Origin of the sequence: Serratia sp. 3ACOL1 (assembly GCF_003668775.1) — a bacterium.
GTDB lineage: Bacteria > Pseudomonadota > Gammaproteobacteria > Enterobacterales > Enterobacteriaceae > Chania > Chania fonticola.
Map to the genome: position 1 here is coordinate 2,323,802 of NZ_CP033055.1, position 13,775 is coordinate 2,337,576.

At 61.0% G+C, this 13,775-nt stretch carries 2 protein-coding genes (1 of these 2 cut by a window edge); both read right to left on the minus strand.

Annotated elements, in window-relative coordinates:
- Window positions 1-10 precede the first annotated feature (10 nt).
- Window positions 11-883, minus strand: a complete 873-nt coding sequence (locus D9980_RS10585; RefSeq protein WP_121607255.1) for a polyketide synthase dehydratase domain-containing protein — start codon at window positions 881-883, stop codon at window positions 11-13.
- A protein-coding gene (locus D9980_RS10590; protein WP_121607256.1) for an SDR family NAD(P)-dependent oxidoreductase crosses the window boundary here: on the minus strand, window positions 868-13,775 show its end. Its footprint extends 14,566 nt past the window's final position; only the last 12,908 of its 27,474 coding nucleotides appear in the window; its start codon lies off the right edge, out of view — the gene reads right to left on this strand; its stop codon occupies window positions 868-870. The genes D9980_RS10585 and D9980_RS10590 overlap by 16 nt, the downstream gene beginning before the upstream one ends.

Here is a 13,775-nt window from a genome sequence, read left to right on the forward strand (position 1 = left end):
CCTTGTCCTGTTAATTCCCTTGAGTGAAAAAAGCACCCTGTCCGGCACCGAGCTTGACGGGGCGCATCGTCACCCCCAACAGCTGCATTACCGTGCTGCCTTCATCATCCACCAGGGTGATATCCCACTCTGGCGCGGCAGTGCTGTTCGACCGCCCTGGCTGCACTATGACCTGCAGCCGGTCAGGCAGTGCTGACCAGGCGCGAAGCTCGCGCAAGGCGAAAGGAAGAGCGATATCGCCTTCCCGTGCAGTACCAGCAATAGCCTGCAACGCACCGTCCAACAGCGATGGCGACCACAGGCAACTGTCCCTGTGACCTACCGATGCCAGCGCGGCCAAGGCCAGACCATTACCGCCACGCAGCGTCTGCACCGCCCGCATCCCTTCGCCATAGTCCAGCCCTTGCCCAGCGAACTGTGCATACAACCACGCGCCGTCTACCTGATCCGTGCAACATGCCGCAACCGCAGCCATGTCAACCACGGGGGCATCCGCCCCTAGCACCGGCGCAGCCTGACCCTGGCTGTAAATCACCTCATCCCCATCTTCGTCGCTATAGATCTCCCAGCGCATGCCCCCCTCTTCCTCTGGCGTCAACTCAATATGGATTTCCCGCTGTGTGGTGACTGTCAGTTGCTGCAACCAGACCACGTTCTTCAGGCAGATATCCGCACCATCAGGCTCGCCGCTCAACGCCAGGCTGACTGCCGCCCGCGCCCACTCCAACTGAGCGACGCCCGGCAGCACCGCGCGGCCCATGACCTGATGATCACGCAAGAACCACTCCTGCCCGGTTAGCTGTGTGTCGTAACAGAAGGCGTGTACACCAGAGAGATTGCGGTGTACCAGCGGGTGTAAATGCGGTATCAGACCCGGCGCCATGAGGCCGTTCTCTGGGAACCAGAAGCGTTCACGGGCAAACGGATAGGTCGGCAAGCGCAAGCGGTTGGGCTGTCGGCCTGTGTACAGCAATGGCCAGTCAATCTCAAAGCCCTTAATCCATAGCTGAACCAGCTCCTGAGGGACTCATCTCCCGCAGAGAACTCCTCTGTCGGCACGGACTTCACTTCACCGCGCCAGATGTTTTCCACCGCCACGCCGTCAAGCACCCCGCGCAGTTGCGCCATCAGCCCACGCTGACAATCCGCCACCAGCGCCATACGGTGCTCCATCGCATCACGACCCACCTGCAGCGTGTATGCCAGGTCCGTCAGGCTTTCCTCATGCTCTGACAGGTGTATATACAACTGCTCCACCCGCTGACGCAGCGCGCTTTCGCTGCGCGCCGACAGCACCACCATGACCGCACCCTCGTCCACCGTCCGTCTGCTTGCTGTCGGGTACTCCTGCAGCAGAATATGGGCATTCACCCCGCCGAAACCGAACGAACTGACCCCGGCACTGCGCGGCAGTGTCTCTCCGTGGCGGCCCGTCGGTGCCACCCACGCTTGCGCGTCGCTCACCACGAAGAACGGGCTGTTTTCCAGCTGGATATGCGGGTTCAGCGGCTGGCTGTTCAGGCTCGGCACCAACTGCCGGTGTTGCAGTTGCAGCACCGTTTTAATCACCCCGGCTACCCCGGCTGCCATCTCCAGATGGCCGATATTGCTCTTGATGGTGCCCAGGCCGCAGCTGCCCACTGGCAACTCGACCCCCTCGCTCAGGGCGCGGAACGCCTGATGCAACCCCTGCACTTCTATCGGGTCACCCAACGCCGTGCCAGTACCGTGTGCTTCGATATACCCCAGCGCACGCGGATCGACCCCCGACTCCCTTACCGCCTGTTCGATCAGCCGCGCCTGGGCGGTCGGATTCGGTGCCGTCAAGGATGCTGCCCGACCACCGTGATTTTCCGCACTGCCAACAATCAGCCCGTAGATATGATCGCCGTCACGCTCCGCCGCACTGAGCGGCTTCAACATCAACATGCCGACCCCTTCACCACGCACGTAGCCGTCGGCCTGCGCCGAAAAAGTACGGCAGCGCCCGCCAGGGCTGAGCATCCCCGCGATGGAGAAACTCTGGTAGGCTTCCGGCGATAGCAGCGTGTTCACCCCGCCGGCCACCGCCAGTTCACACTGGCCGCTGCGCAACAGCCCTACCGCGCGGTGGATCGCCACCAGTGAGCTGGAGCACGCCGTTTCTATCGGTTCGCTGGGGCCGTGCCAGTTCAGCCAGTAGCTCATCCGGTTTGGCCCCATGGAACTCACCACTCCGGCTGCACTGAACCCTTCAACCTCCATGCCGGTCTGGTATAACAGGCGGGCATAGCCACTACCATTAGTGCCAACCAACAGAGCGGTATTGCTACCGGACAGGCTTTGCACCGAGTAACCGGCATCTTCGATGACATGACAAACATGCTGCATCAGCAGCCGCTGCTGTGGGTCCATCGACAAGGCTTCGCGGGGTGAAATGCCGAAGAACAGCGGGTCGAAGTACTCCACCGCGTCCAACACCCCCGCTTGCGGCATCGCAGCCGGTGCCAGTGGGCCCCAACGCGCTGCCGGCAGCGTGTCAATACAGTCACGGCCTGCTTGCAGATTGCGCCACAGCACGTCGATATCCGCCGACTGCGGGAAGCTACCGCTCATGCCAACGATCGCCACCGGTTCCGCACGTGTGGCCGGACGGCTTTGCCGGAGAACGGGAGATATGCTGGCCCGATGGGGCTCCACCGGCGGTGTATTACCCACCGTTGTCGGTGAAGGCGCAAACGCAGTCGGATGCTCACGCCCCAGGTAATCAGCCAGATCCGCCAGCGTCGGTGCCTCAAAGAACACCGTCGGGCTCAGCGTCAGGCCATAGCGATCGTTCAGCAGTTGGCCGAAGGAAGTCAGGGTGATCGAATCAAAGCCGAATTCCGTCAGCGGTGTATCGCGATCCAACTCTTCCGGCGGCAATTTGAGGTGTTCCGCGATCAGGCTACTGAGGATCTTTTCTACCTGGCCAGCCGGACCGGTGACCTTTTGTCTGACGACCGTGACCGGGCGTGGTGCCGGTTGCGTTTGCGGTGCTAGCAACAGCACACCATCGCTCATCGCCTCAACGATCTGCAAACCAGACGCCGCATAAGTCCGTACCGCAGAAAAACCATTGCGAGCCAGTACTCGTTGCCACATCGCAGGGGCCAGCGCCGGTGTTCCCGGCAGGCGCAACCCTATGTCCTGCGCCTGCCACCAGCCGTCCAACAGCCCGAAGGTCAGGTGGGAGAACAGGCTGAATGTCGCGATTTCATTGAGCAACAGCAGCCCGTTACGTTTCATCACACTACGGGTATGGCGCAACGTCGTCGCTATCTCCCGCGTGGCGTGCAGCACGTTGGCCGCCACCACCACGTCATAACACCCTGCCGCAATCCCCTGCGCCTGTGGCGAACGTTCAATGTCCAGCCGCTGCGTACGCAGATACGGTGCCATGGCGGCATAGTGTTGGTCCGCATGTTGCAGGAAATACGGGGAAATATCGGTGTAGCAATACTCTTCTATCTGTCCGACGTAAGGTTTCAGACGTTCAAACAACATTACACTGGTGCCACCGGTGCCTGCGCCAATCTCCAGAATGCGTAGCCGTGCTTGCGGGCCGCGCGCCCGCAGGTAGCTTTCCAGCCGATCCGCCAGCAGCGCGTTAAAGGCATCGTTCAGCGGGTTACCGTGATACACCGCCTCCACCAGGTTCTGCCCGTTCTGCGGGAACATCACCGCCGTGGCTGCCGTTTCGCCACACAGGATCGCCGGTAGCGCCTCCAGCATCGCGTTGACCAGGCGGATCTGCGGTATGTCCTGCAACGGCGCACAGTCTGCCTGCCACTCCGCCCATGCAGTGTCCCAGTCCGGTGCGGGTTGAGACAGGTTCACGCTGGACTCACGCAACAACGCCAGCGAGGTCTCCCGCCAGCGGCGATAGCCTCTCGGGGCCACAAAGTCCGCCGCCAGCCAGCCCAGTGCCGCCAACCGTGACCACAACAGCGGCAGCAGTCGCTGCTCCATCTGTGTTACCGCCGCCACGTCCGGCACCTCCGGTACATTGCCCGCCGCTAGCGTCACCGCTGGCACCGCGTCCGCCACCCACGCCTCCAGCCCGGACTCGTCCGCCAGCGCCTGAGCCGCGACCGCGCCACTGACGTTTACGAACACTTGCCGATTCAGCGGCCCACACAGCAGCGTTTCCAGCGCCGCCATTGCAGGAGCGGCCTCTACCGACCCCAAACCCAGCCGTGCCATGCGCGCGCGGTAGACCTCATCCGCCACCACCCCGACGCTGCCCCAGTAGCCCCAGTGCATCACCTTCACCGCATATGGCCGCCGTGCCCGCTGCGCGTGGGCGAAGGCGTCCTGCCAGCAGCAGCCCGCCGCATAGTTCGACTGTCCGGGTGATTTGCTGAAGCTTTGCAGCGAAGAGAAATAGAGCATAAAGTCCAGCGCCTCGGCGCCAAACACCGCATCCAGATTCAGCGCGGTCTCCGTCTTGGCCGTCAGCGCCGAGGCGAACCTGGCTTCATCCATCCGTGCCAGGCTCTGGTCTGCCAGCACAATGGCGCTGTGCACCACACCATGGATCACCCCGAAGCGTTCGCGGATAACCCCATACGCCAGCTCCAGCGCATCCCGGTCGCTGGCATCGGCTTGCAGATACAGCGGCTGTGGCCCCAGCGCCGCTAGCCGCTCACGGCCAGCGCGAAGGGTCTCGTCCTCCGCACGCCGCCCCAGCCACACCAGTTGTGCCTGATATTCCCTCACCAGGTACTCACTGAACGCCATGCCGAGGCCGCCCGCACCGCCGAGCACCACATAAACGCCGCCCTGCCGGTAAGCCCCGCGCTGCGGTGCCTCCGGCCGGCACGGTGCCAGCGTTTCACGCAGCCAACCCCCTTCGCGCCAGGCGCGCGAATTGCCCTTGCTGTCCGCGGGTTGCCGCTGCCAGTCAATGTCCGCCTCCGGAATACCGCCGGGCAGATCCAGTATCCGGATGCGCCAGTGTGGGTACTCTTTCGCCAGCGACCCCATCAGGCCATGCAATGCGGCCTGGCTGGCGTCGGCCGGTTCATCCGGCCCCACACCCAGCGCCTGGGTGGTGATAATGCTCAGGTGCAGAGCCTGACTGGCGTAGCCCCGCGCCAACAACGCCTTGACCAGCCGCAGGCCAGCCAGCACCGGCTCCCCCTCACTGCTGCGCACCCGCCAGATCAGGTGTTGCACCGCATCCGGCAGTTGGGCAGACAGCTCCTCTGCCCCTATGCCAACGTTCAGGTCAACGGCCAGCTCAACCGCGTCCGGCCAGTCCTCCTCTTCACGCACATCCGCTGCCCAGAAAGGTATCAGCGCCAGATCGTCGCACCGTTCGGGCTCTACAGCCTGTTCCTTTGAAACCGTAGGGGCTGTCCGAGGCACCTTCACAAGCGGCGTGCCATTCACTGGCTCACGAATGGCACGGGTACTGAACCCGGCCAAGCGCATTACCTGTCGTCCCCGCTCATCGATAATGTCGATATCCCACTGCCCAGCAGTGCGATCCACAGCTGGGCGAGCCAGCGCCCAGACATGCTGTGGCATCGGTCCCCAGGTCGTGACTTCCTGCAAGGCGAACGGCAACGCCATTTCAGCTTTGTCACATAACAACCCAATCAGGGTATGCAGCGCGCCGTCCATCAACTCGGGCCGCCAACGGTATCCCTGCACGTCCGGGAGGGCAGATGCAGCCAATTCGCCCAACGCCATGTCGCGGCCAGCAGCGATATGGCGTACGACCCGTAAACTGTCACCGTAATACAATCCGCCACGTTCGAGCTGTTGATACAGCCATTCACCATCCAGATGTTGGTTACATTCCTTACGCAACGCCGCCAAATCGAACCACGGTGCCTCTTGCACCTCACTCTGCCGGGCATAACCCTGGCCGTAAACCTGCGCCTGCCCGGCGTCTTCGCGGTAGATCTCATAACGGATACGGCCATCCTCAACGGCTTCAAGCGCGATATAAACGGTCATCGCGCCGCTCACCGCCAGCGGCTGCAACCAGACAACCTGCTGTAAAGCGATCTCCGCGTTGCGCACTTCTCCGCCCAGTTGAAGCATCGCGGCGGCGCGTGCCCATTCCAGTTGCACCACACCGGGCACAATAGGTTGCCCCTGCACAATATGATCGCGCAAGAACCACTCCTGGCCGGTCAAGGTAATGCTGTAACGCTGACGGTTTAAGTCCGAGGTATTACGCTGTACCAACGGGTGTGGCACCGTGCTGTTAACCGCCACAGCCTGTTCAGCGTCCGGCAGCCAATAGCGATCGCGGGCAAACGGATAGGTTGGTAAACTCAGACGGCGGGCAGTCTTGCCGTGGTGCAACGCCAGCCAGTCAATCTCCAGCCCCTGCACCCAAAACTCTGCCAGCTTGCCGAGTTTCCCTTTGGCGATCCACGACTGCACGGCGCCACGCAGGTCTTCATCGGCGTCGAATTGCGCCATCGTGCCTTTATGGGATTTGATCTCGCCCTGATAAACCCCCGCACCCACCGTGTTGCCACTCATTACGCTTTGCAGCTTGTCGTTCAAATCCTGCTCGGAACGCACAATCAACGCCAGGCGGTGCGCCATCGCATCACGCCCCACCTGCAGCGTCCAGGCCAGATCCGCCAGATTCACCTCCTGCTGGTGCTGGTCAAGGTAGTTGCTCAACTGGGCAATGCGTTCACGTAACTGCTGTGCGTTACGCGCCGAGAGAACAATAAGCAATGGATACGTCACCACCGTCTCGGCACTCTGCGCAGGCAAATACTCCTGGACCACGACGTGTGCATTTACGCCGCCAAAACCGAACGAGCTAACGCCGGCACTGCGCGGCAGCGTTCGGCCTTTCTCATCGATGGCCGCGGGCCAGTCTCGTGTCTCGCTGACCACATACAACGGGCTGTCATCGAGCTTAATCGCCGGATTCAGTGGCAGACAGTTCAGGTTCGCCACCAGCTTGCGATGCCTGAGTTGCAGCACGGTTTTAATCAGCCCGGCCACTCCGGCGGCCAGTTCCAGATGACCGATATGACTCTTGACGGAACCTAACCCGCAGCTCGCCGCTGGCAGCTCCTGTTCCTGCGCCAGCACCCGGAAAGCCTGTCGGATGCCCTCGATCTCAATAGGATCTCCCAATGGCGTACCGGTACCGTGCGCCTCAATGTAACCCACGCTGCGCGGATCAATGCCCGCCTGACGATGCGCCGCAATAATCACCTGTTCCTGAGCACGTGGATTCGGGGCTGTCAACGAGGCGGCACGGCCACCGTGATTTTCGGCGCTGCCGAGCAGCAGACCATAGATGTGGTCACCATCGCGCTGCGCTGCCGCGAGTGGTTTGAGGAACAGCATGGCTGCCGCCTCACTGCGCACGTAGCCATCAGCTTGGTTGGAGAAGGTGTGGCAATGCCCGTTCTGGCTCAACATGCCTGCCAGGACAAAGCTTTCATGGGCCTCTAGCGACATCAGGGTATTCACTCCGCCCACCACCGCCTGATCACATTGGCCGGAGCGCAGCAGCGCCATCGCCCGATGTACCGCGACCAGCGAACTGGAACACGCGGTGTCGATCGCTTCGCTCGGCCCATGCCAGTTCAGCCAGTAGCTCATACGGTTCGGCCCCATCGTAGTGGAGATACCTATTGAGCTGAATCCACTAATCGGGCTGCCGGCCTGTGCCATCAGGTGGCCGTATCCGGTAGAGCCCGTGGCCACCAGCAGCGCGGTATTGCTGCCGGACAGGCTATTTACGGAGTAGCCTGCTTCTTCGATCACCTGATGCACATAAGTCATCAGCAAACGCTGCTGTGGATCCATCGCCTGTGCTTCACGCGGTGAGATGCCGAAAAACAGCGGATCGAACGCAGCAACGTCATCCAGCACGCCCGCATGGCGCAGCGCCGGCGATGGCCCCGGCCAACGATCGGCAGGCAGTTCACCGATACAGTCACGACCTGCCGTCAGGTTATCCCACAGCACGTCAATACCCGGCGACTGCGGGAAGTTGCCGCTCATACCGATAATCGCCACGGGCTCCCCTTCCCGCGTCGTTATCGGCGTGGAGCGCAAGCGATGTAACAACGGCGATGGAGCACGTTGCGGGAGGCCAACTGGCGGCGTTATACGCGCCGGACGTCGCTCGTCTGCCGCATCGCTCACTGGTTCAGCAAACGCAGCATAATGTTCACGTACCAGATACTCGGCAAACTGCGCTAATGTTGGCGCCGTGAAGAAAATCGTTGGTGTCAGCGTCAGGCCATAACGGGTGTTCAGCATATTGCCGAACGTAGTCAGACTGACGGAATCAAAGCCGAGTTCGTTAAACGGTGTGTCACGATCCAGCGCTTCTGCCGGGAGTTTCAGGTGTTCCATCACCTTATCGCCGATCAGACACTCCACGCGTTGCAACCGCTCGGCATCCAGTACAGCCCCGCCCTCTCTGGTGGGGGCCGTAGGTTGCTCCTCCCCGACTGAAGAGTGGTGCAGCCACTGCCGGATAGCGCGGCGCTGCCCGTACAGCACAACACCGTAAGTCACCGACTGGTGAAGCAGTTGCGCCATCGCCACCAGCGCCTCTTCGGTTGGCAAGGCCCGCATGCCCAGAGAGTTGAACAACTGCGTCTGCCGTTCAGCATCCAGTTGCATACCGCCTGCGGCCCACAGAGGCCAGCCGATGGACAGGGTTTGTCCGTGGCGTTCCCCACGTTCAACCAGGCTTTGACGATAACGGGCATAGCCGTCCATAAATCCGTTGGCCGCCGCATAGGCACTCTGCCCGATATTGCCCCAGGCTCCCGCCAACGATGAGCACAGGATCAGCCAGTCAAGCTTCAGCGACCGTGTTGCCTCGTCAATGATTTCGACACCACGGGTTTTCGCCGCCAACACCTGTTGCAGATCGTCTTCCGTGATATTCGGCACTAGCCGATCGCACAATGCACCCGCACAGTGGATCACACCATTAAGCTGACCATGTCGGGCCAGAATATCGCCGATCAATTGCTCGACCGACGCATGGTCACTGACGTCGAGCGCGTGAATCTCTACGGTTGCGCCCCGCTCACGCAACGCCTGGATAAACGCTTCCTGTTCTGAGGTGCATGCGGCGCGCCCATTCAGGATCAGTACCGGGTTTATCACTTGGGCAATAGCGTTGGCGAACTGGCGGCCAAGGCCGCCCAAGCCGCCGGTGATCCAGTAAACCCCCTCGTCCCGCCAAGGCAATTGCACCTGTACCTGGTTCTCTGGTGTAAACCAGACCGGTACTTCGCGCCGACCATCCGTGTAACGCACGATTGGCGCGCCACCACCGGCTTCAGCCTGTAACAAGCGTGTCAGTTGTTCCGCCTCATAGCGGGCCGTTCCGTCCATCAGTACGGCTTGAGTCGCGATATGGGGATACTCGCACGCCACGCTGCGCATCAAGGCCGCCAGCCCCTGCATCACCTGGCCGGCACCGTTCGCCGGCAGCAGCAATTGCATCGTGACAGGCCCGTGCTGCGGTAAGACGGCACGTTGCCGGACATGCTCCAGTAACTGACGGACAGCGTCGTCATAACGCTGCGCCAGCGCGCCCTGTGCGTTCAGAACAAGACAATGCTCCGCGCCGAACACACCGATAAATTCAGGCGGCAGTGCCACTTCGCAAACCAGTAGCCAGTGCTGCCCGACCGCTGCGTCCGCGGGCGGTAGCACCTGTGGCGTCCATTCAGGGAGCGCCAGCACCCGTTCGGCCTCGTCGCTTGCGCCATGCGCAGCAACGCCTGTGAGGCGCAATACCACTTGCCCGTGATCGTCAGCCACCGTGATATCCCGCCAACACTGGTCGGCAGTACTCTGTACCGCGGGTTCAGCGATCACCCAGGCCCGCGCCGGTAAACGCTCCCAGGATTGGATGTCCCGGATCGTAGCCGGAAGAAGCTCATTCCCCCCATCACTCCACAGCGCCTCACTGACTTGCAGCACGCCATCCAGCGCGGCCGGCGGCCAGAAGAAGTCGCTATGATCGCCGGTTATTTCCAGCCGACCAATGAGACGGTCACCGTCGCGGCTTACAGAACGCAGCACCCGGAAGGATTCACCAACCTGTTCTGCGCCGGCGTAAATCGCCGGTGCTTCCAGCCATTGCGAGGTTGGATTGTGCAACGCCGCAACGTCAATAACCTGCGTATTCTGGTCGGTCATAAACGATGCATAACCCTGGCAGAAAACCAGCGCAGGCTCTTGCGCATCATCATAAATTTGCCAAGCAACGCGCCCGTCATCCTGTGGCCGCAGTGATATCTGCACCTCACGCGGTGCATCCACGCTCAGCGTCTGCGGCCAGCCAACGTCATGCAGCGCAATGCGTGCACCATCATTTGCCATCCCTCCCGCCAATGCCAACGCTGCTCGCGCCCACTCCAGCAATACCGCTGCCGGTACCTTGCGGCACGGATGGAGGAACCATTCACTACCAGTCAACCGGGTGCTGTAACGCTGCTGGCTGAAGTCTGAGGTATTGCGATGCACCAACGGGTGCAGATTCTCGGCCTCTACGCTATGCAACCGCCGCTGCGGCTGCCAGTAAGATTCTTTGGCGAAAGGATAGGTTGGCAGGCTCAGGCGAGCAGGACGCATGTCGTCATAGAAAGCACCCCAGTCAACGCTGATGCCGTTAGCCCAGCACTCTGCCAACTTGTCCAGTTTGCCGCGTGCTAGCCATTTTGCCATCGCCTCATGCATTTCATCGTCGGATGAGAACAGCGCCAGCAGATCCTGATGTGGTTTCACTTCACCGCGGTAAACCTGCGCTGGCAGGGTTTCGCCCTGCAGCGCCAGCCGCAACCGCTCGATCAGCGTAGCCTGAGAATCCACTACCAGAGCTATACGCGCCGACATTTCCTCGCGCCCGACCTGCAACGTGTAAGACAGATCGTACAGGCTGACCCTGTGCTGCTCCAGATACGCCAGCAGTTGCCTCATCTGCGCCTGCAACCGTTCGGGCCTGCGTGCCGACAGCACTACGATAACCGGTGAAACTGATACTGCGTCGGACTGCTGCTGTGCAGGGTACTCTTCAACGATCAGGTGGGCGTTCGCCCCACCGGCACCGAAAGAGGACACACCGGCGAGGCGCGGATATTCCCGTTCAACGCCATTGAGATTAACCACCGGCCTAGGCCACGGTTGGGTTTGCTGCTGCACGGTAAACGGCGTGGCCTGAAAGTCGATATGTGGGTTCAACACTTCACTGTGCAGACTCTTTGCGTACTGACCGTATTGCATTTGCAGCAACACTTTGGTGAGCCCGGCAATACCGGCTGCGCTTTCGCAATGGCCGATGCTGGCTTTTACCGAACCGATGGCACAGAAGCCTGCATCCTGAGTGTGTTGCCGAAATGCCTGAGTCAAGCCGCTGATTTCTATCGGATCGCCCAGGGCTGTGCCGCTGCCATGTGCTTCCACATAACTGATACAGCGGGCATCAACCCCCGCTTCGTTCAGTGCCTGTTCAACAACCGCCGCCTGGGCTTTGGGGTCTGGCACGGTAAAACCGCCGGTTTTTCCCCCGTGATTCAACGCACTGCCTTTGATGACGCCGTAAATATGGTCGCCGTCCTCAACCGCCCGCGCCAACGGTTTCAGTACCGCCACGCCGACGCCTTCCCCATCAACAAAACCGTTGGCCCCTGCGCCGAACGCGCAGCAACGGTTATCCTCCGACAGCATGGTCATGGCAGATAAAGTCTGATATTGCACCGGGTCAACGATCAGGTTGACACCACCAGCAATGGCACAATCAATCTCCCCCCGCTTCAGGCTTTCCAACGCCAGATGAATCGCCGTCAGCGACGAGGAACAAGCGGTATCCACCGTCAGGCTCGGCCCGCGTAGATTGAACAGAGACGAGATGCGATTAGCCAGGGACCATTGAGCCGGCTGGATCGTATAGTGGCTGTTCATCGAACCAATAAACACCCCCGCCCGCCCTTGCGGGGCGAGCGTCGCCGGAGTGTAACCCGCATCTTCCAGGGCACTCCAGGCACATTGCAACAGCAAACGCTCCTGCGGGTCCATCCGCTCGGCTTCGCGCGGCGCCAGGTTGAAAAACAGCGGATCAAAAGCATCCGCATCATCAATAAACCCACCCCACTTGCTGTAACTTTTACCCTCTACGCCTTTATGTTCGTCAAAATCACGCCGCCAATCCCAGCGTTGTAACGGGATCTCGCTGATGCAATCCACGCCGTCGCGCAGGTTTTGCCAGTATTGTTCCAGATTCGCGGCTTTAGGATAGCGTCCACTCAGGCCAATGATGGCAATATCCTGGGTTTCAGCGCGTTCGGATACAGTGCCGATAAAGCGGCGGATTGGACGCACCGCTTCCTGCCGATGCCCCGATGTCTGGGATGCGCCACCCAGCCAGCGCACAGTGGCATCACGCTGTGTAGTGGTAAAATGCCCGGCAAGCGCATCAATGCTCGGGTGTTCAAACAGGAGCGTGGCATCGACGCCCGTAAAGACCTCTCCCAACGCCTGCGCTATCTGTACAGCCAGAATAGAATCTACGCCGTAGGCGCTCAGCGGCTCCTCCGCCTTCACCTGCGCCTCGGGCATTTTCAGGATTTCGGCCACCCTACGCCGGAGATGGCGGATTGCCGTGGCTTTCAGTTCATCACCAGCCCCAGAAAGCGACTCTGCGCCCGGCTGTGCTTGCGCAGCGGTCACCCGTGCCAGCCGCATCACGCCGTCGCTGTTGGCCCGGATAATCTGTTGCCCCAGCACATGTAATTCAGCCTCTGGCGTTACCACGTTGTTGAAACCCGCGTCTTCCAACACCTGCCGCCAAGCCGCCGCAGAAAGCGCAGGCGTGCCCCTCAGCCGCAGCGGGGTATCCTGCGCCAGCCACCATCCGTCCAGCAGGCCGAAGGTCAAATGAGCAAACACGCTGGGCTCGGCAATTTCGTTAATCAACAGTATGCCGTCGCCTTTCAGTAGCGCTTTAGCGTTCGTTACGGTATGGCGGATATCTCTCGTTGCATGCAAGACGTTGGTCGCCAAGACGACATCGTAACTACCCGGCGTGAGATTTTGCCCGCGCGGCGAACGCTCCACGTCAAACAGGCAGAGCTTCAGGTAAGGGATGCGGGGCTGGAAGTGGGTTCGGGCATAGACCAGGAAGGCGCCGGAAACATCGGTGTAGGTATACTCTTCAATCTGCCCGGCCCAAGGTGCCAGGCGCTCGAACAAGACGGCACTGGTGCCGCCGGTGCCAGCACCGATTTCCAAGATACGTAACCTCGCCGCCGGTTCCTGCTCCAGGCGTGCCTGTACCCAGGCAATCAGTTGATCGGCCAAAAGGTCGTTGAAGGTGTCGGCCACAGGATGGCCACGGTATATCCCCTCAACCAGCTCTGTGTTCCCCTGCGGGAAGATCACTTCGGTTGCCGTTCGTGTATCGAGCAACACGTCGTCGAGCGCACCAAGGGTGACTTCCACCAGCCGGATCTGCGCCCCCAGCGCCGGATCTTGTCGCGCCGTTTGGCTCCAATCCTGCCAACGCGCCCACTCTTTCTGCCACACCGGTGCAGGATCTTGGGTATTGACGCCCGCCTGGTACAACAGCACCAGCGCCGCGTCCCGCCACTGCCGGTAATGTGGCAGTGGCGTTTGGTCATCTAACCAACCGAGCTGTGCCAATTGTGCCCACAACAGTGGTACCAGCCGTTTCTCCAGCGCCGTAAGCGGTACCAGCAATTCTCCGGCCTGCGCCAGACGTTCGGCCGATG